This window comes from Archangium sp. (genome assembly GCF_036277355.1).
Taxonomy (GTDB): Bacteria; Myxococcota; Myxococcia; order Myxococcales; family Myxococcaceae; genus Archangium.
On the sequence record NZ_DASUNC010000017.1, the window covers coordinates 237,963 to 260,043 of the forward strand.

General features: G+C 68.2%; 20 protein-coding genes. 14 read left to right on the forward strand and 6 right to left on the reverse strand.

All coding sequences use genetic code 11. The annotated features are described in order from the left end of the window. From VFZ09_RS04400 to VFZ09_RS04435, 8 genes are read left to right on the forward strand one after another with little or no spacing between them, the layout of a single operon-like run. Positions 1 to 534, forward strand: a complete 534-nt coding sequence (locus tag VFZ09_RS04400) for a DUF3341 domain-containing protein (RefSeq protein ID WP_329726203.1) — start codon at positions 1 to 3, stop codon at positions 532 to 534. Next, positions 531 to 1,127 (forward strand): cytochrome c, encoded by a 597-nt coding sequence (locus VFZ09_RS04405; RefSeq protein ID WP_329726204.1) that lies wholly within the window; start codon positions 531 to 533, stop codon positions 1,125 to 1,127. The genes VFZ09_RS04400 and VFZ09_RS04405 overlap by 4 nt, the downstream gene beginning before the upstream one ends. Continuing rightward, positions 1,124 to 2,305, forward strand: a complete 1,182-nt coding sequence (locus VFZ09_RS04410; protein WP_329726205.1) for a hypothetical protein — start codon at positions 1,124 to 1,126, stop codon at positions 2,303 to 2,305. Before VFZ09_RS04405 ends, VFZ09_RS04410 begins: the two co-directional genes overlap by 4 nt. Then, positions 2,302 to 2,703 (forward strand): hypothetical protein, encoded by a 402-nt coding sequence (locus VFZ09_RS04415; RefSeq protein WP_329726206.1) that lies wholly within the window; start codon positions 2,302 to 2,304, stop codon positions 2,701 to 2,703. Before VFZ09_RS04410 ends, VFZ09_RS04415 begins: the two co-directional genes overlap by 4 nt. A 50-nt stretch (positions 2,704 to 2,753) precedes the next feature. Next, positions 2,754 to 3,875 (forward strand): cytochrome c oxidase subunit II, encoded by a 1,122-nt coding sequence (gene coxB / locus VFZ09_RS04420; RefSeq protein WP_329726295.1) that lies wholly within the window; start codon positions 2,754 to 2,756, stop codon positions 3,873 to 3,875. Continuing rightward, positions 3,853 to 5,475 (forward strand): cbb3-type cytochrome c oxidase subunit I, encoded by a 1,623-nt coding sequence (locus VFZ09_RS04425; RefSeq protein WP_329726207.1) that lies wholly within the window; start codon positions 3,853 to 3,855, stop codon positions 5,473 to 5,475. Before coxB ends, VFZ09_RS04425 begins: the two co-directional genes overlap by 23 nt. Beyond that, positions 5,465 to 6,103: a cytochrome c oxidase subunit 3 family protein gene (locus tag VFZ09_RS04430; RefSeq protein WP_329726208.1), complete on the forward strand. Its 639-nt coding sequence runs from the start codon at positions 5,465 to 5,467 to the stop codon at positions 6,101 to 6,103. Before VFZ09_RS04425 ends, VFZ09_RS04430 begins: the two co-directional genes overlap by 11 nt. Before the next feature lie 12 nt (positions 6,104 to 6,115). Continuing rightward, complete coding sequence (locus tag VFZ09_RS04435; RefSeq protein ID WP_329726209.1) at positions 6,116 to 6,505, forward strand: cytochrome C oxidase subunit IV family protein; 390 nt, start codon at positions 6,116 to 6,118, stop codon at positions 6,503 to 6,505. 18 nt (positions 6,506 to 6,523) lie between these two features. On the opposite strand, the gene VFZ09_RS04440 is transcribed toward VFZ09_RS04435, so the two are convergent. The 3 genes from VFZ09_RS04440 to VFZ09_RS04450 are packed head-to-tail and all read right to left on the reverse strand — an operon-like array spanning position 6,524 to position 9,254. Continuing rightward, the gene (locus tag VFZ09_RS04440; protein ID WP_329726210.1) at positions 6,524 to 7,573 is read right to left on the reverse strand and encodes an SPFH domain-containing protein; all 1,050 of its coding nucleotides are present in this window, start codon (positions 7,571 to 7,573) and stop codon (positions 6,524 to 6,526) included. Positions 7,574 to 7,578: 5 nt separating this feature from the next. Next, a complete protein-coding gene (locus tag VFZ09_RS04445) occupies positions 7,579 to 8,634 on the reverse strand; it encodes an SPFH domain-containing protein (RefSeq protein ID WP_329726211.1) in 1,056 nt (351 codons plus the stop codon). After that, positions 8,631 to 9,254, reverse strand: a complete 624-nt coding sequence (locus tag VFZ09_RS04450; protein ID WP_329726212.1) for a hypothetical protein — start codon at positions 9,252 to 9,254, stop codon at positions 8,631 to 8,633. The genes VFZ09_RS04445 and VFZ09_RS04450 overlap by 4 nt, the downstream gene beginning before the upstream one ends. Positions 9,255 to 9,529: 275 nt before the next feature. On the opposite strand from VFZ09_RS04450, the gene VFZ09_RS04455 reads away from it, so the two are divergent. Together VFZ09_RS04455 and VFZ09_RS04460 are read left to right on the forward strand one after the other, a co-directional pair. Then, positions 9,530 to 10,375 carry an MBL fold metallo-hydrolase gene (locus VFZ09_RS04455; protein WP_329726213.1) on the forward strand — a complete coding sequence of 282 codons (846 nt, stop codon included), beginning with the start codon at positions 9,530 to 9,532 and terminating at the stop codon, positions 10,373 to 10,375. A gap of 13 nt (positions 10,376 to 10,388) precedes the next feature. Further along, positions 10,389 to 11,960 carry a sigma-54-dependent Fis family transcriptional regulator gene (locus VFZ09_RS04460; protein ID WP_329726214.1) on the forward strand — a complete coding sequence of 524 codons (1,572 nt, stop codon included), beginning with the start codon at positions 10,389 to 10,391 and terminating at the stop codon, positions 11,958 to 11,960. A 4-nt stretch (positions 11,961 to 11,964) separates the two neighbouring features. On the opposite strand, the gene VFZ09_RS04465 is transcribed toward VFZ09_RS04460, so the two are convergent. After that, positions 11,965 to 14,091, reverse strand: coding sequence for a hypothetical protein (locus VFZ09_RS04465; protein WP_329726215.1), 2,127 nt, complete (start codon positions 14,089 to 14,091; stop codon positions 11,965 to 11,967). Positions 14,092 to 14,410: 319 nt separating this feature from the next. Here VFZ09_RS04465 and VFZ09_RS04470 point away from each other — a divergent pair, with 319 nt between their 5' ends. The 4 genes from VFZ09_RS04470 to VFZ09_RS04485 are packed head-to-tail and all read left to right on the forward strand — an operon-like array spanning position 14,411 to position 19,560. Further along, positions 14,411 to 16,609 carry an ATP-binding protein gene (locus VFZ09_RS04470; protein ID WP_329726216.1) on the forward strand — a complete coding sequence of 733 codons (2,199 nt, stop codon included), beginning with the start codon at positions 14,411 to 14,413 and terminating at the stop codon, positions 16,607 to 16,609. Continuing rightward, positions 16,590 to 17,423, forward strand: a complete 834-nt coding sequence (locus VFZ09_RS04475; protein WP_329726296.1) for an HlyD family secretion protein — start codon at positions 16,590 to 16,592, stop codon at positions 17,421 to 17,423. The genes VFZ09_RS04470 and VFZ09_RS04475 overlap by 20 nt, the downstream gene beginning before the upstream one ends. Beyond that, entirely contained in the window at positions 17,420 to 18,427 is a 1,008-nt protein-coding gene (locus VFZ09_RS04480) for an ABC transporter ATP-binding protein (protein ID WP_329726217.1), read from the forward strand. Before VFZ09_RS04475 ends, VFZ09_RS04480 begins: the two co-directional genes overlap by 4 nt. After that, positions 18,424 to 19,560, forward strand: a complete 1,137-nt coding sequence (locus VFZ09_RS04485) for an ABC transporter permease (protein ID WP_329726218.1) — start codon at positions 18,424 to 18,426, stop codon at positions 19,558 to 19,560. Before VFZ09_RS04480 ends, VFZ09_RS04485 begins: the two co-directional genes overlap by 4 nt. A gap of 60 nt (positions 19,561 to 19,620) precedes the next feature. On the opposite strand, the gene VFZ09_RS04490 is transcribed toward VFZ09_RS04485, so the two are convergent. Continuing rightward, positions 19,621 to 20,928, reverse strand: coding sequence for a hypothetical protein (locus VFZ09_RS04490; RefSeq protein WP_329726219.1), 1,308 nt, complete (start codon positions 20,926 to 20,928; stop codon positions 19,621 to 19,623). A gap of 184 nt (positions 20,929 to 21,112) precedes the next feature. Next, positions 21,113 to 22,012: a hypothetical protein gene (locus VFZ09_RS04495; protein ID WP_329726220.1), complete on the reverse strand. Its 900-nt coding sequence runs from the start codon at positions 22,010 to 22,012 to the stop codon at positions 21,113 to 21,115. Between the last annotated feature and the right edge of the window lie 69 nt (positions 22,013 to 22,081).

Genomic DNA, 22,081 nt, shown 5'->3' on the forward strand with positions numbered 1-22,081 from the left:
ATGCGCTACTGGGTGGTGGGAGAGTTCGGCTCGGGCGACGAGGTGAAGCAGGCGGTGAAGCGCCTGCGCGAGCTGGGCTACGCGACGGACGCGATGGATGTCTTCTCGCCCTACCCCGTGGAGGGCATCGACGAGGCGCTGGAGCTCAGACCCTCGCCCATCCGGGGCCTGGCCTTCGTGGCGGGGCTCACCGGGGCCATGTTCGCGTACGCTGTGCAGTGGTTCTGCAACGCGTATGACTGGCCGCTCAACGTGGGCAACCGCCCGCCGCACGCGGGCCCGGCCTTCGTGCCCATCACCTTCGAGACGATGGTGCTGTTCGCCTCGCTCACCATCTTCTTCGGGCTGATGTGGCTCTACCGCTTCCCGAGGCCGCACCACCCCCTCTTCGAGCTGGAGTCCTTCCGTACCGCGTCCACCGGTGGCTTCTGGGTGAGCGTCACCACGCAGAAGCAGGCCGAGACGGAGCCCGCGCTGCGCCACCTGCGCGAGCTGAAGGCGAGGACCACCTCGGTGGTCGAGGAGGAGGCATGAGGCGCATGTTCCTCCTGCTGCCCCTGGTGCTGGGGCTGGCCGGCTGCGAGGTGGATTGGCAGGGCTGGGCGGGCATGAAGCGGCAGCCCAAGGCGCTGCCCTACCGGGAGAATGAGTTCTTCGCGGACGATCGGGTGATGCGCCAGCCGCCGCCCGGGACGGTGCCGCGCAACAGGCGGGGCAAGGAGCACCTCTTCCTCACGGGGAAGGACGGGCCGGACGGCGGGTACGTGGACGTCATTCCGCTCACGCTCACCCTCGAGGTCCTCCAGAGCGGGCGGCACTCCTTCGACATCTACTGCGCCGCGTGCCACGGCCTCCTCGGGGACGGGGCGAGCCAGGTGGCGCGCAACATGGGGCTGCGCACGCCGCCCTCGCTGTTGGATCTACCCCCGTACCCGAATGGCCACTACTACGAGGTCATCAGCGAAGGGTACGGGCTGATGCCCGCCTACGCGGAGAAGCTGTCGCCCGAGCAGCGCTGGGCGGTGGTGGCCTACGTGCGGGCGCTGCAGGCCAGTCAGCGGGCGAGGCTCGAGGAGGTACCGCCCGAGGCCCGGCCGCTGCTGCAACCGAAGGAGGGCACGCCATGAAGCTCATGGAGCGCTTCACGGGAGGGCGCACGCCCATGCTCGTCTCCGCCGCGGTGGGCGCGGTGGGGCTGGGGGTGACGGGCGTGGGCTTCGTGGTGGACACGAAGCGCGCGCTCTTCTCGTACCTGTTCGCCTTCGCGTACTGGGCGGGCATGGCGGTGGCGTCGTTGCTGCTGCTGGGCATCTGGCACGCCTCGAAGGCGCGCTGGCCGGTGGTGCTGCGCCGCATGCTGGAGACGATGGCGGCCTCGCTGCCGCTCTTCGCCCTCCTCTTCCTTCCCATCCTCGCCGGGGCCGGTCAGCTCTACCTGTGGATGGATCCGCATCCGCCGCTCGCCGGGAAGGAGTTGGAGAAGCTCGAGCACAAGCGGCCCTTCCTCAACCTGCCCTTCTGGGGGGTGCGCTCGGCCCTCTACTTCGCGGTGTGGATTCCGGTGAGCGAGCTGCTGCTGCGCTGGTCCCGCCGGCAGGACGAGTCGAGAGACCTGAAGCTCACGAAGTGGCTGTGGGCGTTGGGCGCGGGCACGCTGCCGGTGGTGGCGCTGGCCATGTCGTTCGCGTCGCTGGACTGGCTCATGTCGCTGGAGCCGCTCTTCGTCTCCACGGTGTATGCGTTGTACTGGTTCTCCGGGGCCTTCGTGGGAGCGCTGGCGATGCTCACGCTGGCGACGGCGCTGGCGCGCGGGCCCAACCTCCATGGCGAGTTCGTCAATGACTCGCACCGCGCGAGCCTGGGCAAGTTCCTGCTCGCCTTCAGCGTCTTCTGGGCCTACATGGCCTACAGCCAGTTCTTCCTCATCTGGATCGCGGACCTGCCGCACGAGGTGCCCTGGTACATCCTGCGCGCGGAGGGGCCGTGGCAGCCGGTGGCCCTCTTCATCGCCAACGCGCGCTTCCTCTTCCCCTTCATCGTGCTGCTCTCGAGGCCCTTCAAGCAGCACCGCCGGACGCTGGCGGCGATGGCGGTGTGGCTGCTGCTGGCGCACGGGGTGGACACGTGGTGGCTGGTGGTGCCGGTGGTGAGCCCGGACGCGGTGCGGGTGCACTGGGCGGACGTGTCGGCGTTCCTCGGCGTGGGCGGCGCGGCGGTGGCCTTCACCCTGTGGCGGATGCGCGGGCACGCCACCGTGCCGGTGGGCGACCCGTACCTTCACGAGTCCCTGGGGTACAGCGAATGAGCGGCGACGACGAGTCCAAGGTGGAGTGGGAGACGCCCCCGCGCGACAAGGATCCGGTGAGCGGCCGCTTCATCAGCGCCGTCATCGCCGGTGCCCTCATCGTCTTCACCTTCTTCGTGCTGGGCACCTGGGCGCAACTCCAGGAGCGGGAGAAGCACCTCGACCCCGCGGGCCCCACCACCCCCCAGGTGCTGGGCAAGGCGGAGATCAACATCGTCAACACGGGCCTCTTCCAGCTCGACACCCGTGCGTACGAGGAGAAGAACCAGCAGCTCCAGCGGCTCCAGGAGTACGGCTGGATGGACCGGGACGCGGGCGTGGTGCACATCCCCATCGAGCGGGCCATGGAGCGCATCGTGAGCGGACAGCCGCAGCGGCGCGATGGAGGCGGGCCATGACTCCGGGCGGCCAGGCCCTCGCGGGCACGACCCAGACCGAGCCGGGGGCCGTGAACGAGTTCTTCCGGAAGATCCTCTTCCTGCCCGAGCAGGCGTCCACCATCGCGAAGGACGTGGACCACCTGCACTACGTCATCATCTCCACGGCGATGGTGGCGGCCACCCTCATCTTCGCAATCGCCGCGTACTTCCTCATCCGCTACCGGAGGCGCTCGGAGACGGACGTCACGCCGAAGGTGCAGACGACGCTCGGGTGGGAGGTGCTCTTCGTGGGCCTTCCGCTCACCGTCTTCCTGGTGTGGTTCTTCATTGGCTATCACGACTTCATCCGCATGCAGACGCCCCCGCCGGAGGCCATGGACGTCTACGTGGTGGGCAAGCAGTGGATGTGGAAGTTCACCTATCCCGAGGGCCCCAACTCCATCGGTGTCCTCCGGGTGCCGGTGGGCAGACCGGTGCGGCTGTTGCTCACCAGCCGGGACGTCATCCACTCCTTCTACGTGCCCTCGTTCCGCATCAAGCAGGACGCGATTCCCGGCGCCTATACCCAGACCTGGTTCCAGGTGGTGAAGCCGGGCACGTACCGCGTCATGTGCGCGGAGTACTGCGGGTTGAAGCACTCGGAGATGTGGGCCGAGGTCGTGGCGCTCTCGGAGCCGGACTACGAGGCCTGGATGAGGGAGCAGCGCCAGGGCCTGGTGACGCGCCGGGACGCCACGCCCAGCGCCGCCGAGCGCGAGGAGCCCCACACTCCGGCACGCCAGGCCGCGCGCTACGACGCGCAGCGGCCGCACGGCGAGCTGATGTACGCCGAGCGCGGCACGCTGGCCGAGCGGGGCCAGCGGGTGGCGGCGGAGAAGGGCTGCTTCAAGTGCCATACGGTGGATGGGACGGCGCACATCGGGCCCACCTGGGTGGACCTGTACATGCGCCACGAGCGGCTGACGAATGGCCAGACGGTGGTGGCGGACGAGGCGTACCTCACCGAGTCGATGATGAAGCCGCTGGTCAAGGTGGTGGCGGGTTTCGAGCCGGTGATGCCGTCGTTCCAGGGGCAGCTGGAGGCGGCCGAGGTGGCGGCGCTGCTCGAGTACATCAAGACGCTGCGCAGCACGCGGCTTCCCAACGTCGAGTCCAAGGGGCCTGTCTATGAACCCGTCGGCGGAAAGTAGTCAGCCGGCCATCACCTATCTCAACCACGAGACGACGGTGAAGTCGTGGTTGCTCACGCACGATCACAAGCGCATCGGCGTGATGTTCCTGGTGGGTGTCATCCTCTCGCTGCTGCTCGGTGGCGTGTTCGCCATGGCGCTGCGGCTCGAGCTGCTCACCCCCGGGCCCACCATCATGAGCCCGCTGACGTACAACCGCATGTTCACCCTGCACGGGGTGACCATGGTGTGGCTGTTCATGATTCCGGCCATTCCGTCCGCCTTCGGCAACTTCGTGGTCCCCATCATGCTGGGGGCCAAGGACGTGGCCTTCCCGAGGCTCAACCTCGCCTCGTTCTACATCTACCTGACGGGCTCGCTGCTCACGGTGTCCGGCATGCTGTGGAGCGGCGCGGACACGGGCTGGACGTTCTACACGCCCTACAGCACCGTCTCCCCCACCGCGCTCACGCCGGTTCTCCTCGGCGTCTTCATCATCGGCTTCTCCACCATCATCACCGGGGTCAACTTCATCACCACCACGCATACCCTGCGGGCACCGGGCATGCACTGGACGCGAATTCCGCTCTTCGTGTGGACCATCTACGGCACGTCCGTCATCCAGGTGGTGGCCACGCCGGTGCTCGGCATGGTGCTGCTGCTGGTATTCATCGAGCGCGTGGTGGGCGCGGGCATCTTCGATCCCTCGCGCGGCGGAGACCCGGTGCTCTTCCAGCACATGTTCTGGTTCTACTCGCACCCCGCCGTCTACATCATGGTGCTCCCGGCCATGGGCGTCATCAGCGAGGTGGTGTGCGCCTTCAGCCGCAAGAACATCTTCGGCTACAAGATGATCGCCGCGAGCACGTTTGGCATTGCCTTCGTGGGCTTCTTCTCGTGGGGCCACCACATGTTCGTGTCGGGCCAGTCCACGTTCACCTCGGGGATCTTCGGCGTGCTGAGCATGCTCGTGGCCATCTTCACGGCCATCAAGATCTTCAACTGGGTGGCCACCCTGTATGGGGGCTCCATCGATCTGCGCGTGCCGCTGCTCTACGTGCTCGGCTTCATCTTCCTGCTGATGTTCGGCGGGATGACGGGCGTGGCGGTGGCCACCACCTCGTTGGACGTCCACTGGCACGACACGTACTTCGTGGTGGCGCACTTCCACTACATCATGGTGGGCGCGGTGCTGATGGCCTTCCTCGCGGCGCTGCACTACTGGTGGCCGAAGATGTCCGGCCGGCTCTACCCCGAGCGCTGGAGCTTCCTCGCCGCCGTCACCATCATCTTCGGGTTCATCGTGACGTTCCTGCCGCAGTTCCTCCTGGGCAACATGGGGATGCCGCGGCGCTACTACGAGTACCCCCAGGAGATGCAATGGCTGCACGTGGCGAGCACGGCGGGCGCGTCCCTGCTCGCGTTCGGCTTCGTGCTGATCGCCATCTACCTGCTCTGGTCGCTGCGCTATGGCCCGGTGAGCCCGCCCAACCCGTGGGGCTCGCGCGGGTACGAGTGGTTCAGCGGCTCCCCCCCCGCGCCGCACAACTTCACCCAGGCTCCGCGGTTCGAGCGCGAGGTCCACGACTACACCGTGCCGGAGGCGCCCCGTGTCTACTGAATCGTCCCCCTGGGAAGATCACTTCAGCGGCCCGGAGAACCAGAGCCATGCGGCGCAGCTCGGGATGTGGATCTTCCTGGGCTCGGAGGTGCTGCTCTTCACGAACCTGTTCGTGGGCTACGCGGTGTACCGGTACTACTACCCGGACGTCTTCGCCGAGGCGAGCAAGCACCTGAAGACGGACCAGGCCATGGTGCAGACGCTGCTGCTGGTGACGAGCAGCCTCTTCGTGGCGCTCGCGGTGCATTTCATCCGGCGGGGCCGCCAATTCCTGACGGCGGCGGTGCTGGGGGCGGCCATCGTCCTGGGTGTGGCCTTCCTCGCCATCAAGGGCTGGGAGTACTACGAGCACTACAAGGAAGGGCTGCTGCCGGGCGAGTTCTTCCACAACGAGGAACTGACGAAGCAGGGGGCGAACCTCTTCTTCACGCTCTATTTCCTGCTCACGGGACTGCACGCCATCCACATGATGGTGGCGCTCGGACTGCTGACGTGGCTGGTGTGGGGAGCGATGGCGGGAACGTACACGGCCGAGTACCACATCCCCGTGGAGGTGGGCGGACTGTACTGGCACCTCGTGGATGTCTTCTGGCTGTTCATCTTCCCACTGCTGTACCTGGTGGAGTGACGGGGGCGCAGCATGGCGCAGGAGAAGAGGAAGAAGTCCGCGTGGGAGTACGTGGGGGTGTGGGCCGTCCTGTCGGTGCTGACGGTGACGACGTGGGTGCTGGGGAGCAAGGTGCAGCTGGGGCCGTACTCGCTGCCGGTGGCGATGCTCATCTCCGTGGTGAAGACGGTGCTGGTGGCGATGTTCTTCATGCACCTCGTCGAGCAGCCCGGGGCGCGGCGGGTGGTGTTTCCCGTATCGGTGGTGTTCCTCGCGCTGCTCATGGGCGTGGCGCTCATCGACGCGATGACGCGCGTGCGCATGGCGAGGCCGGACGGCATCCAGGACGAGCTGGAGCCGATGCGGCCCGCTTCGACGCGGACGGCCCCGCCGGGCTCACCGACCCGCTGGATGGGGAATTGAGCCCCCGGCCGCCTCCGGTTACTGCCCGTTGCTCGACGTCTGCGCGTTCTTCGCCGCCGAGTACTGGGTGAGGATCTGGTTCATGTCCATGGTCTGCAGCGTGGCCCCGCTGCGTCCGCTGGGCATGAAGATGATCTGCTTGCCCATCAGCGCCTCGGCGATGCGCATCTTCACCATCGTCCGGCCGCCCGCGCCCGCCATCGCCTCGTTCTCCTTGGCGATACCCTTCGACTTCGCCTCGGCCTCCTTGAGGATCGCCGTCGCCTCGTTCGTGGCCCGCACCAGCTCCGCGTCCGCCGCCAGCTTCGTCTGCTCCAGCTCACCGTGCGCCTGGGCGATCTTCTGCGACACCGTGCCCTTGGCCGACTCCAGGTTGCGCTTGGCCTCCTCCGCCGCCGCCTGCGCCTCCGAGCGCAGTTTCTCCGCCGTCTGCTCGGCCAGCTTCTTCTCGCGGATCACCTTCTCGTACTCGGGGTTGAAGCGGTGCTCCTGGAGGATCACCTGCTCCACGATGACGCCCTCGGGAAGGAGCGCCTCCTCCAGCAGCTTGCGCGCGTGCTCCGCCGCCGCGAAGCGCTTGTCCGCCGTGTAGAAGTCCTCCGAGCGCAGCACGTTCAACGCGTCGCGCACCAGCGCCCGCGTCGCCGGCCGCACCAGCCGGTTCTCCACGTCCTGCGTCGTGCGCCCCACCTTCTGCATCAGGTGCGGCGCCTTCGCGGGATCGATCCGCCAGGCCACCGTCACGTCCACCGCGATGTCGTTGCCGTCCACCGTCTTGAACTCGATGTCGTCCGTGCGGCCCTTCTCCCCCTCGACCTTCGCGCTCATCCGCAGGTTCTGCAGCTTCGTCTCGAAGGTGTCCCAGTCCGTGGAGAACGGCGGGAAGAAGAAGTAGGTGGCGCCCGGCGCGTACGTCTCCGGCTGCACGCCCCGCGAGCCCATCAGCGTGAACTTCCGCGTGAGCACGCCCACCTCGTTGGCCTCCGTCGAGTGGCACGCGCACCCCTGCACCACCGGCAGCGCCAGCAGCACGAACAACCCCAGCATCCTCAAGTCCATGCGCTTCATCGCTCTCACATCCCCTTCACGTCGAAGCGCCGGAGCGCCGCGTTGAGATCCAACGGGTTCACCCCCGCCTCCCCGTCCGTGGGCACGATGATCACCTGCGTGCCTCCCAGCACGTCCGCCATCTTCAGGCCCACCATGTTCTCGCTGCCCGCCCCGCGCAGCGCCGCGTTCTCCAATTCAATCCCCTTCGCCTTGGCCAGCTTCACCACCAGATCGCCCTCGGCCGCCTTGGTGCGCCGGTACAGCTCCGCCTCCGAGCGCAGCTTGGCCACCTCCGCGTCTCCGCGCGACAGCTCCACCTGCACCTTGGCCTGGCCCTCGGCGATGATCTTGTTCTTCTCCGCCTCGGCCTGCGCCGCCGCCGCCTCCGCCATGTTCTTGAAGACCGACTGATCCTGGATCTTCCGCTGTTCGATCGCCTGCTGGTAGCGCGAGTCGTACCGGTACTGCCGCAGCAGCACGTGCGTCACCCGGATGCCCTTGGGCTCCAGCTCCGAGACGAGCAGCTTCTGCGCCTGCGCCACCGCCTTGTCGCGCCGGTCTCCCTTGTAGAAGTCATCCGCGTCCATCTCGCCCAGCGTCCGGCGCAGCACCTGCTCGGCGCGCGGAATCACCGCCGAGTCCTCGTACAGCCGCCCCGGTCCGATCTGCGTCATCACCTTGTACGGATTCTCGATGCGGTAGAGCACCGTGACGTCCGCGGACACCGTGTAGCCCTCGGACGTCTGGATCCGGATGGCCCGCACCACGCGATGATCCGCGCCCTCGCCCACCTCGGCGGGGTTGTCCGCCATCTCCAGCAGCTGCAGGTCCGTGGGGAAGCGGTGCATGCGCTCGGCCCCCGGCGTCACCCAGTGCAGGCCCGGCCCGTACACCGTGTCCCGGATGCCCTTCTCCCCACCCAGGATCACCTGCTTCACCCCGCTCTCGTACGGCCGGATGTAGACGGTGCACACGTTGTACGCGAACAGGCCTCCGAACAGCAGCACGCCCAACGGCCAGAACATCCGCGTCCGGGACTGCTTCAGGGCCGCGAGAATCCGCTCTCCCGCCTTGCTCATACCTTCTCCTTCGAATTCGAGGACGCTCCACCGCTCCGCTCCGGAGACTCCGGCTCGGAGAGTCGCTCGAGCTCCGGCGGGACGGACTCGTCCAGGGGCCGGTACGCCTCGAGCTGTTGCTGTTCCACACCCATGTCCCGCACCAGCGTGGCGAGCTGCCGCCGGTAGCGGCGCTCGAAGTAGGACTCCTGCATGTCCGGCAGGAAGGGCCCGAAGGCGATGAGCGCCATGGGCAGCGGCTCCATCCAGTCCGGCACCGCCGTCAGGGCGATCACCACCGCCGCGGCGATGCCCGCCCCCGTGTAGGCCACGCGCGAGAGCAGATCCCCCCCGCGCCACAGCCCGTATTTGCGCCGCTGCAGCGCGTGGTGCTCGCGCGCCAGCTGGAAGTAGCGCGGCACCGCCACCGTGAAGACGCTGCGCTCCAGACGCGCCCAGTAGCCCGGATCCACCGCCACCTCGGAGAAGCGCCGGGCCACGTCGGCCAGCGCCAGCCGCGCCTCGGCCCGCAGCTGCGCCTCCACCTCTCCGTCCCACTCACCAAACCCGGGCCGGCGCCGCTCCAGCCACGTCAGCACGTGCTCGGTGACCTGGGGCAGCCGGAAGTGATCGGGATACACGCGGGAGTTCCCCCTCATGCCGCGCAAGGGGCGGCCCGCCGAGTCTTCCATGTAGGTCCATTCCCCCACAATGCCCGACCGCCCCACGCACTCCCGGGCGATCCGGATCGGACCGTGCGCTCCATCCAGGTGCGCCGGAATGGAGCAGCCGATCTGCCCTACCGCCCTGGATTCCCAGCAATTCCGGCCATTTGAGGTTGGCAACGTCCTTGCTCTGAGAGGGCAGCGTGAGGGCGGCCGGAACGGGCCGCCCCAGCCGTCGAGGAGGAGCGACCATGGAAGTGCGATTCTACGGAGTGAGGGGGAGCATCGCGGTGTCGGGGGCGCACGCCGCGAAGATCGGGGGCAACACCTCGTGCCTGGAGGTGGTGAGCCAGGGGCACCGGCTCATCCTGGACGCGGGCACGGGCATCCGGGCGCTCGGCGAGGCGATGATGCGCGAGGGCGATCCGCGCAAGGCCACGCTCTTCTTCTCGCACCTGCATTGGGATCACGTGCAGGGCTTCCCCTTCTTCACGCCGGGCTACCTGCCCACCACGGAGCTGACGCTGTACGGCCCGGGGACGGATGGGGCGCAGGCGCTCGAGTCGGTGCTGGCCAGGCAGATGGAGCCGCCCCACTTCCCGGTGCCGCTGTCCACCATGCGCTCGCGGATGACGTTCGGCTCGGCGCTGCATGGGCGCACGGTGGAGGTGGGGCCCTTCCGGGTGACGCCCTTCGACGCGCCGCATCCCCAGGGGTGCCTGGCCTACCGCGTGGAGGCGGACGGCCACAGCTTCGTCTACGCCACGGACATGGAGATCTCCCTGTCCACGTTGGATCCGCGGGTGGCGAAGTGGATGGAGGGCGCGGACGCGCTGTGCCTGGACGCCCAGTACACCCCGGACGAGTACAACGGGAAGAAGGGCATTCCGAAGAAGGGCTGGGGGCACTCCACCATGGTGGACGCGGCGCAGGTGGCCGCGGCGGTGAACGCGCAGCGGCTGTTCCTGTTCCACCATGATCCGGCCCACAACGACGAGCAGGTGGAGAACATGGCCGAGGAGGCGCGCAACCACTTCTCCGCCACCGAGCCGGCGCGCGAGGGCAAGCGCATCGTGCTCGGGGCCGCCTGCGGATGATCCGGAGGGGCGCATGGGCCCGCACTGCGATAGTGTCCCCCTGGACTTCGAGCTACCCCCCCTGCCCGTCATGGCCTCTTCCCCGGACATCAGCCAGGTTCTGCTCCCGATCGGCGGGCTCGTCGGGCGCGAGATCGATCTCGATGCGTTCCTCCAGACGTTGATGGATCGCATCGCGGTGACGATGCAGGCGGACCGGGGAACGCTGTGGCTCCTGGATCCGGCGCGCGGTGAGTTGTTCTCGCGGGCCGCGCACCTGCCCGAGGTGTCGCAGATCCGCGTGAAGGTGGGCCAGGGCGTGGCCGGCTACGTGGCCGAGCACGGCGAGCCCGTGAACATGCCGGACGCCCGGGGCGAGACGCGCTTCTTCGCGGACATCGACCGGCTGACGGGCTACCGCACCACGACGATCCTCGCGGTGCCCCTGCGTGACTCGGCGGGCAACATCTACGGCGTGCTCCAGGTGCTCAACCGGCGCGGCGGCGGGCGCTTCACGGACGATGACGTGGAGCGGCTCATGGCCATCGCGGTGCAGGTGAGCCACGCGCTGCAGAGCACGAGCCTGTACCAGGAGCTCCAGCGGGCGAAGGATCAGCCGCAGGCGCCGGTGGGCTACTTCTTCAACCGGATCATCGGCGAGTCCGAGCCGCTCAAGGTCATCTACCGGCTCATCCAGAAGGCGGCGCCCACGGACGCCACGGTGCTGCTGCGGGGCGAGAGCGGGTGCGGCAAGGAGCTGTTCGCCCGGGCGGTGCACGTCAACGGGCCGAGGCGGGACAAGCCCTTCGTGAAGGTGGACTGCGCGGCGCTGCCGGCGTCGCTGATCGAGAACGAGCTGTTCGGCCACGAGAAGGGAGCCTTCACGGGGGCGGACCACCGGGTGCCGGGCAAGTTCGAGGCGGCGGATGGCGGCACGGTGTTCATCGACGAGATCGGCGAGCTGCCGCTGCCGGTACAGGGCAAGCTGCTGCGGGTGCTGCAGGACCGGGAGTTCGAGCGGGTGGGCGGCACGCAGACGATCAAGGTGGACGTGCGGATCGTCGCGGCGACGAACCGCGATCTGGTGAAGATGGTGGCGGAGGGGAAGTTCCGGGAGGACCTGTACTACCGCATCAAGGTGGTGGAGCTGGTGCTGCCGCCGCTGCGCGAGCGCGGTGGGGAGGACATCGAGCGGCTGGCGCGGCACTTCATCGCGGCGTCGGCGAAGCGGCACCGGCTGCCGTTGCCGAGGCTGAGCGGGGTGGCGCTGGAGCGGCTCAAGCGCTACCGGTGGCCGGGCAACGTGCGCGAGCTGGAGAACTGCATCGAGAGCGCGGTGGTGCTGTGCGAGGGGGAGATCCTCGAGGAGCACCTGCCCCTGCCCAAGGTGGTGAGCGCCGCGCCGGCTCCGGTGGAGTCCGGTGAGCCGGTGGCGGAGGGCGGCACCGGGGAATTGCTGCCGCTGTCCGAGGTGGAGAAGCGGCACATCCTGCGGGTGCTGGACTCGGTGAAGGGCAACCGGACGGCGGCCTCGAAGGTGCTGCAGATCGGCCGCAACACGCTGGGCCGGAAGCTCAAGGAGTACGGCATCGCGGACGAGGGGTAGCCCCTCAGTCGAAGTGGTACAGGAAGCGGAGTGACCCTGATAGCCCCGACGAAGGGCCAGCGCTCCGTGGCAACCACGTCGCATCCGCAGTCACAGTGAACCTCCTGCCCGTGAACTCCAGGTTGGATTTCACGTCCTGAGGGTTCTGGGTTTTCTTCATGTCGGACTCCTCCCATGTCAGAGAACCCACCAGGGACAACTTGAGTGAGTACTCGTCCTGATGGACCACCGTCCAGGTCGCTCCCGCCTGGGTGGAGATCACTCTGGACTCGAGTCCGAGCGGAAAGACGTTCTGGGTATTCTTGACCCCCGCGGAGAGTTGCAGTTTGTTGGTGGACTTGGCGGTATTGGTACCTGTCAGGCAATCGACCTGAAGCGTACATTCCAGGTCGCGAATCACGCCTCCGATGAGAGGGGCGTAGGGCGAGGGGACGGGCAGATCCTCCTTGAACGCATGCCGGGTGTTCGCCCCCATTGCTACGGAGACCGGTCCTGATTTGACGCGAAGGTCTGTTCCGACATGGGTAAGCCACTGCTTTGCCTTAGGGCTGTATGCATGGCCTCCCTTGACGCCAACAGTCGCCGAAATCTTCTCCTCTTTCATGGAGAGCGTGGGATTCACAAGGGCGGGAATCTCACTAATGGGGATATCCTTGAGTTCCTTCCCCTTGAGATCCCTGACCTTCCACCCTTTGTCGATCCTTCCCTGCTGGAGGTGGGATCGCAGTTCAGAGGTCGTGTAGTGCGCACACGTCGCCTCGCAATACCACAAGTGCTCGTCCGTGAGCCCGCTGACTGTCAAATCCGGCTGATCCGAATCGGATTTGTATCGGGTCCAGTTGAATGACGTAGAAGCACTGGAGCCCAGCGTCTTTCCCTCAGCTCCGGTGAAACTCTTGCCTGGGCTGACCAAGTTGCCCTTCAGCGTGAACAGATTCACTTTGCCCGGCGCGGAGCTGACCTTGAACTTAGCCATCCCGAGCACCATGTCGTTGATGCTGTGGACATATTGATCGAGCCCTTGGCCTTTTCCCTCCGCGACACGTTTCTGCGCGGGGATGTACCACGAGAGAAAGCCCGAAGCCGCTACTCCCGAGACCACCATGCTGAGGGGCTTGCCCTTGAAGGCATCGCTCCCGAATTTCTGCGCCTGTTTGCTGAGCGCATCGAGCTGCTTTTTGAGCGAGTCGAAGGTCTCCTGATTCTCTTTCAGAATGGGACCCAGGATGTATTTCAACCGCTTCATATCCGCGATGGATGGCGAGTAGGCTCCAGGCAGCTTCCCAGGCTCTGGTTCCTCGCCGGGCTTGAGTGGTTTGCCGACCATCACATCGCTGTAGAACTTCAGGAAGTCACTGAAATCCTTGTAGCCGAACTTGATGAAAAACTTATCGTTATTGATGATGTTCGCCCAGGCGGAGCTCTTCTTGGGTGGGTTCGAATCCTTTTCCTTCACGCGGCTCTTATCGAAAACCTGGATGGACTCGAGGCGGGCGAGGGTCTCCGCATCGAGTTCCCCAGTCACACCGACTGACAGCAATCCTTGAATGAGTTTCAGGGAGTCTATTGTCTTGGCGCCGAAGCACGATTCACCCGGTACCTGCTTCTTCTGCTTGGGGTCGAGAAACCGGCGGGCAACTTGAAGGAGTCTCTGCACATAATGCACCGCAGGACCGGTCTGCATGTAGAGCTTGAAATTTCCATCCCGCAGCACGTTGATGGCCTGCGCCTCCTCGCCAAACACGAGCCGGTCGCGAGCAATGGAGTCGATGATCCGGGTTTTGCGCTCGTCCTTCATCTTCCATTGCCCCGCCTCGATGGCTTGGAGCAATGATCCCTCATCCCAGACATCCGAGCCAGGGAAGTGCTTGGTGAATGTATCCACCCCGATGACCAAGATGAAATCAAGCAGTGCGACCTTGCTGTCCCGGAAGAGAAGCCTGAAGGCGGAGCCCATGGCGGTTTGCGCCGCGTCCAGAGCCTTGACGGCGCGCTGGAAGAACTCGCCCGAGGGGGAAGCACCGGCCTGGATCGGACCTTGACAGGCCTCCAGCATGGCCGGATGGACGTCGGCGGCGAGGAGTCTCATCATGTCGGCCCAGACATCCACCAACGAGCGTTCTTTCTCCATGGCCAGGAGCCTACCAAACCCATGAGGCAAGCGCACCCAGAGTCCCATGCAGCGCTACACAGGGCGAACGCCTGTTAAGCAGTTCCCGAGGCCCTCGAGCGCGTGGCCGACCCACAAAACCTGGGTGCCCGAGGAGTACGGCATCGCCGACAAGGGGTAGCCCCGTTCCCCGGCCCCGTGGCGCGCGACCGGGCTGGCCCGCGACGCCCCCTTGGCGGCCCCCTGCCACGTCTTCATTCATGAAGGATGGGCCGGAGGGACTGCATCGCCACGAGGTGAACGACAGGAAGGACACCGCCGACGAGCGTCGGCACGCTGGTTGCCCTCGCCCGCCCTGCTGCTGGTCGTGGGGCTGGGCGTGGCGCTCACCGGTGCCCTGCTCGTGTTTGCCCAGAGGGCGCTTCATGGCCAGGAACAGGAGGCGCTTGCCCAGCAGACGGCTCGCGCCCACGAGCTGGCTTCCGAGCTCGACGAACAGCTGCGTGCCGCGGAGCGGCAGGCCATCGAGGATCTGCTCCGCCGGATGCTGGCCTCCGCTCCGGAGCAGGTGGTCTATGGGAGGGGAGTGTGGTTCGAGCCCGGTCAGTTCGCCTCCGGCGTGCGCTACATGGACCCCTACGTCCACCAGCGCCAGGTCCTCACCTACCAATGGTCCACCCCCGCCTATGACTACCCCCACCAGGACTGGTACCAGCAGGCGTGGAAGCGTGGCGAGCGCATCGCCATCTCCGAGCCCTACTTCGATCCGGACCATACGTACGTCTCCCTGACGCGGGCCTTCTTCGACGACCAGGGCCGGCAGCGGGGAATCGTGAGCGTGGATCTCATCCTCCCCATGATTGGAGAGGTGGTCCGTCAGGCCAACGACTCGCCAGCGGAGACCCTCTACCTCGTCAGCACCCGTGGCGCGCTCATCGCGCAGCCCTGCGGGAAGGTGCTCCTCGCCTGGGCACGCAGGCGCGGGCGCTCCCCGCGGAGCCTCGCCGAACTCACGCTCGAGGACCTGCGAACGTGGGAGCACGAGCAGGGATTGGATCGGGGATGGCGGACCACCGAGGTGAACGTCCGCGATGCCGGCTGGAGGGTGTTCGCCTCGACGAAGAAGGACATGCTCTTCTCGGACGTCCGCCACCAGCGGTGGTTGCTGGTGGCCCTGGGCGTGCTGCCTCCCAAAGGGGTGGAGGGGCAGGAGCTGGCCTTCGACACCCTGCCCCTGCCCCGGGCATTGAGGGGGGGAGCAGGTGGACGACATCCTCGTCTTCACCCTGCCCCGTTGAACCGCAGGCGCGTCCTGCGGGTGAACGCCGCGCCCATCCGGGACGAGTCGGGCCAGGTCGTCGCCGCCGTGTCGGTGGGACGCGACATCACCCAGGCCATTGAGCTGGAGCGCCTCCAGGGCGAGTTCGTGAAGATGGCCGCGCACGAGCTGAAGACGCCCCTGGCGGTGATGAAGTCCTTCGCCCAGCTCGCCTGCCGCACGGCGCATCCTGGCCCCGCGCTGCGCCGGGCCCTCGAGGGCATCAGCCGGGGCGTGGACCGGATGGACCGGGTGGTGCGCACGTTGCTGGATGCCTCCCAGCTCCAGCTCGGCCGGTTGCACTTCGAGAAGACGGAGCTGCGGCTGCGCGCGCTGGTGGAAGCGGCCGCCGCGAGCACCGCCGCCCACCATCCGCGCCATCCCATCCATGTGCGGCCGGGACCGGACGCGTGGGTGCTCGGCGATCGGGCCCGGTTGGAGCAGGTGCTCACCGAGCTGATGGACAACGCCGCGCGCTACTCGCCCGCGGGAACCCCCGTGGAGGTCTCCCTCCGCATGGAGGGAGGAGAGGTGGAGATCTCCATCCGGGATGAAGGCATCGGCATCTCCGAGGAGCAGCGGGAGCGGCTCTTCGAGAGCTTCTACCGCGCGCAGGCGGGAACGCCCCATGATCGCGGTGGAATGGGCCTGGGGCTGTACCTCTCGCGGGGCATCCTCCTGCTCCACGAAGGCCGGGTGGAGCTGGAGAGCCAGGAAGGCGAGGGCACCCATGTACGCGTCCGTCTGCCCAGGCTCCCCGAGCAACAGCCAGCGCCGGAGATGGCCTCGCACCAGGAGCCCGCCTACGCGGCGGAGCACGGACTTGTAAGGCCGGCTCCTCGTTGGAGCGGTATCCGGGCGGCCGTCCCGTACCGGGGGGCGAGTCACGCGCCGCTTCTCCCCCGCTCCTCCCGTGAAGACCCTCGACGAGGAAGTGGAGGACACGGGGCTCGGCCGCGAGGGGCCCTGCCCGGGACGGTGGCACATGGGGACGGCGGCGACCCTGCCCCGCGGGGTGATGATCGCTCGCAAGGTGCGCGAGCAACCCAGGCGGCTCATCCCCCTGGGGGTGGTGGCCGTGGCGCTGCTCGTCTGGGCCGGGTACCAGGCCTGGGCGGCCCGTCAGCCCTACACCTGGGCGGGCACGGTGGAGGCCCGGGACGTCGCCGTGGGCTCGCGCGTGGGCGGCCGGGTGAAGGACGTGCTCGTCCGCGAGGGTGAGCGCGTGGAGCCCGGCCAGCCCCTCGTTCTTCTGGAAGCCGGAGACCTGCCCGCCCAGCGGTTGCAGGCCGAGGGCCAGCTGCTCCAGGCCCAGGCCACGCTCGACAAACTCCAGGGACAGGGCTCCAGGCGGGGAACCGGCAGCCTCGCCGAGCAGGTGACCCGCGCCCGCGCCGAGCTCACCGCCGCCCAGGTGGCCCTGGACAAGGCGCAGCTGGATGCACGGCGGGCGCGCACGCTCTTCCAGCAGCAGGTGAACACCCGCGCCGAGCTCGACACCGCCGAGGCCACGCTCCGCCAGGCCCGTGCCGAGCGGGATGCCCGCCGCTCCCGGCTCCAGGAGTTGGAGCAGGGCACGGACGCGGACGTGCGCGCGCAGCAGGGCCAGGTGGAGGCCGCGCGGGGACGGCTGGAGGCCATCGACGTGGCGCTGGGGGAGCTGACCATCCGCGCGCCCGTGGCCGCCCGCGTGGAGTCCCTGGACCTGCGGCCTGGGGATCTGCTCCCGGCCAATGCCACCGCGGCCACGCTGGTGGAGGATGAGCAGCTCTACGTGCGCATCTACGTGCCGGAGACGCACCTCGGCAGGCTGCGGCCGGGGAGCGAGGTGCCGGTGCGCGTGGACTCCTTCCCGGATCGCAGCTTCACGGGCGTGGTGGAGACCATCGCCTCCCAGGGCGAGTACACCCCGCGCAACCTCCAGACGCCGGACGAGCGCGCCTCGCAGGTGTTCGCCACACGCATCGGCCTGCGCGACGATGGCCTGCGCCTGCTGCGCGCGGGAATGGCCGCCTACGTCACGGTGCCGAAATGAGCGCCCCCGAGCCCGCCATCTCCGTGCGGGGGTTGACCCGGCGCTTCGGGGACTTCACTGCCCTGGACCGCGTGGATCTCCAGGTCCACGGCGGCTCCATCTACGGGCTGCTCGGGCCCAATGGCAGCGGCAAGTCCACGCTCATCCGCATCCTCTGCGGGCTGCTGTCCCCCACCGAGGGAGGAGCCCGGGTGCTCGGCCTGGACGTGGCGCGCGAGGGCGAGGAGATCCGCCGCCGCATCGGCTACATGAGCCAGCGCTTCTCCCTCTACGAGGACCTGACCGTCCTGGAGAACCTCCGCTTCTACGCGCGCATCTACGGCCTGTCCGGGGAGCGGGCCCGGCGGCGGCTGGAGGCGGCGGTGGAGCTCACGCACATCCGCCCGTACCTGGAGCGGCGGGCGGGACAACTGTCGGGCGGGTGGAAGCAACGGCTGGCGCTGGGGGCGGCGCTGATGCACGAGCCGCGGGTGGTGTTCCTCGACGAGCCCACGGCCGGGATCGATCCGGTGGCCCGGCGCGAGCTGTGGGATCTGCTCTTCCTGCTGGCGGCCGAGGGCGTCACGCTCTTCGTCACCACGCACTACATGGACGAGGCCGAGCGCTGCGGCGAGGTGGGGTACCTGTACCTCTCGAAGCTGCTCGTCACGGGCACGCCGGAGGAGCTCAAGCAGCTGCCCGCGGTCCACCGTCCGGGCCAGCGCCGGCTCGCGGTGGAGACGCCGCACCCGGCGCGCGCGCTCGCCTTCCTGCGCACCGTGCCCTGGTGTCAGGGCACCACCCTCTTCGGACAGTCCGTGGAGGCGTTGGTGGACACGGGCCTCACGGACGCCGAGGTGCTCGCGCGGCTGGAGGAAGCGGGCTTCCCCGGCGCGGAGGTGCGTCCCATCGCGCCCTCGCTGGAGGACGTCTTCGTGGCGCTCACCGAGCAGGCCGCGCGCGAGCGGGAGGGCCCGGGCACGGCCCCGCCGCCCCACTCCGGGCTCGTGGAGGTCCACCCATGAACCTGCGTGCCATCTGGGATTCCTTCGTCGCCGTGATGCGCAAGGAGTTCGTCCATGTGCGCCGGGATCGGGCCACGCTCATGGCCGCGCTCTCCATTCCCCTCTTCCAGCTCATCCTGTTCGGGTTCCTGGATCAGACGGTGCGGCACGTGCCCACGGTGGTGGTGGACCAGGATCGGACGAGCGCCAGCCGCGAGCTGGTGGAGCAGCTCGAGGCCACCGAAACCTTCCGCGTGGTGCTGGTGACATCGGATCCGGGCGAGGCCCGTGAGCGCATCGTCCAGGGCCGGGCGAAGGTGGGCGTGGTGCTGCCTCCGGACTTCGGGGCCGCGCGAACGGGCGCCGCTCCGGGAGCACATGCGTCGATCCTGGTGCTCATCGATGGCTCGGACTCGGTGGTCAGCTCGCAGGCGCTGGCGGCGGTGAACGGGCTGGCGGCGAAGGTGAACCTGGACGCCATCTCCGAGCGGGTGGGCACCGCGGCCAGGCCGGTGCTCGACACACACCCGCTCATCCTCTTCAACCCGAGTGGCCGTACGGCCAACTACATCATCCCGGGACTGGTGGCCGTGCTGCTGCAGATCGTCGCCACGCTGCTCACGGCGGTGGCCATCGTGCGCGAGCGGGAGAAGGGCACGTTGGAGCAGCTCCTGGTGACGCCCGTGCACCCGCTCGGGCTGATGCTGGGCAAGCTGGTGCCCTACCTGCTGCTGGGCATGGGGGAGATGACGCTCATCCTGCTGGCCATGCGCTTCGCCTTCAGCGTGCCCATCCGGGGCAGCCTGGTGTTCCTCTTCGCGATGGCCGTGGTGTACCTGTTCGCGCTGCTGTCGCTGGGGCTGTTCGTCTCCACGCGCGCGAAGACGCAGGCGCAGGCACAGCAGATGTCCCAGCTCTTCATCCTCCCGTCCATCTTCCTCAGCGGCTACATCTTCCCCGTGTCCGGCCTGCCGTGGCCCCTGTACGCCCTCGGACGGATCCTTCCGGCCACGCACATGGTGGAGATCATGCGCGGCGTGGTGCTGCGCGGCGCGGGGCTGATGGACCTGCTGCCCAACGTGCTCGCGTTGATGGCCCTCTCCGCCGCGCTGCTCGGCTTGAGCGTGCGCCAGTTCCAGAAGGTGACGGCCTGAGCGGGCGCGTGCCCGGGGAGCACGCGCCCTGCCCTCTGGAGCTTCTCGCCGGAGACAGGCTCAGAAGCTCAGGATGGCGCCCGTCTCGAGGCCCAGCGAGGTGCGCACCGGATTGACGTTCGGCAGGTCCACCGCCTGCAGCCGGTGGCGCGACTGGTAGAGGAAGCCCTCCAGCACGAAGGCCAGCCTGCGGTTGGGCTTGATCTCATAGCCCAGGCGCACCGCGCCGTTGTGCTCCAGGCCCGGACCGGTGCCCGACAGGGTGGCGGCACCACCGGCGGCGGGATAGTCGTAGCTGGGCACCACCTTCGAGGGCTCGATCACCCGCTGGTAGCCCGCCATGCCGTAGACGGCGTGAATGCCCGTCAGCACCTGGCGGACCGAGATGAAGCCGCCGAACTCCTGCACGTCCGTGGCGGCGCGGCCCTGGGACAGCGACAGCATGCCCAGGTTGGCGGCGTTCTGCCCGAAGTTGAGCTCCACCCGGATGTTGGTGTTGTCGGAGGGCGCCAGCTCGGTGAAGAGCGCGGTGCCGAAGGCGGTGGCGAAGCGCTCGTCCGTGGCCCTGAAGTTGAAGGGAAGCCGCGTGGCGAGCGCCGAGGCGCCCACCCGGCTCTTGCCGAACTTGTAGGTGCCGCGCACCGCCAGGGTGGGCAGGGCGCCGATCTCGAGCATCGCGTCCTTGGCCGCGACGTCCGGGGCGGGGAAGCCCACCGCCGCGCCCAGCTCGAAGCTCGGCGTGGTGTAGAAGTACTTGAACTGCTGGCGCATGAAGCCGCTGTTGCCCGCCTGGAAGAGCGCGCCCACCAGGTTGATGCCGTGCGGATTGAGCGGGGCGTGCAGATCCCAGTCCTGCCCCAGGGACACGCTGTGGCCGGGGGCGATGGTGTAGTCCACGTGCGCGATGCGCAGGCGGGGCACACTGGCCACGGTGGGCGTGGCCTTGGTGAAGTCCACGAAGTCGATCTCGACCTGGGCCCTCAGGGGTCCCTTCTCGTTGAGCCAGAAGCCCACGCGCGACTGCGCCACCTGGAAGGAGTGGCGGGCCGAGTCCGGGAAGTTGGAATAGACGGGGTTGCCCGCGGCGGTGATGGCCGACTCGTTGGGCTGGCTGAAGGACTCCACCGCGCCGGTGGCCGTCACGAAGCGCGGGTTGAGGATGCCGTAGAACCGGAAGAAGTTCTCGTCGGCGCTTTCGGCGGTGGGGGCTGGAGGGGTGGCCGGGGGCGGCGTCGGAGTCGGGGCGGGCTGCGTGGCGGACGGGGGGATGGCGTCACCGGTGCCCGGGGTGGGGGTCTGGGCCAGTGCGGTGGTGGCCGAGCAGAGTCCTCCCGAGGCGATCAGTACGGCAAGTCGAGCATTCTTCATGGCTTCCCTGGGGTTGTGGGGTCGAATGGGTGCCTGGAGGCTGCGAACGCAACGTCCGTACCATCGAAGCCCACACTCTGGTGGTCCCAAGGTGCCGCGATGTGTTCAGTGTGATTTCGTAACCGCTGTTACCGTCGGTAACAGAACCTCTCTGGGGCAAAGCACCCCCGAGGGGCAGATTGCCTCAGCCCGCGAGAACCCAGGCCGCGGCCACGGTGAGCGCTCCGGCCAGCGCGAACAGCTTCCAGGCCCGCCTTGCCAGCACCGTGCCCGTGCCCTCGCCCGCGTTGCCCAGGATGACCATGGCCGGGCCACCCTGCTTCCCGCGCAGCTCGTACACGCCCGGCACCGGCCCCTGCCGCAGCTCGCCCACCACCAGGCACTCCTCGCCGAGCCGCCCCACCCGCTCGTACGAGAGCGACTCCTCCACCACCCGTCCCTCCGCCGGCACGCCCGTGCCCGTCTCCGCCAGGGGCTGGCTCATCTGGCAGCGGAGGATGCGCACCGGCGCCAGCAACAGCTTCGGCGAGAAGCTCACCGCCGCCTCGGCCCGCGCTCCCCTCACCTGCAGCACCGGCGCGTACGCCCGCTCCAGGGACAGCAGCGGACCCTTGCTCCCGTCCGGCATGACGCCGCGCAGCTCCGCCTCGTAGAAGGCGCACACCACGCCGCCCGGCGACGTCACCTGATCGCTCGACGCCAGCCGGCCCCGGTACACGCCCCACCCCGGCGAGCGGCCCGCGCGCAGCGCCGCCACGCCCTCGTCGATGCTCCGGGGGGCCTCGGCCCGCAGCGCGTCCGCGCGCACCCAGACGCGGGAGCCCACCACCGCCAGCCCCGCCGCCGCCACCAGCAGCGCCAGGCCCAGCCCGTCACCGAGCGATCCCAGGGACACCCAGGTGAAGGGACCGGCCCCGTCCCGCAGCGCGACGAGCGCGAAGAGCACCGCCAGTAGTCCGAACCACGCCATCGGCCACTGCGGCATGAAGGCGCGGGCGTCCTTGCGGCCAAAGGCGAACGCCGCGACCACCAGTGCACCCAGGCTCGCCGCGTACAGCGGGGCGAATGCCCACCGCAAGTCCATGGCTCCCCCTCGACCTGGAGTCCCGGCCAAAGGTGGAGACGCCTCCCGCCTTCCGCCTTCCGCAAGAGC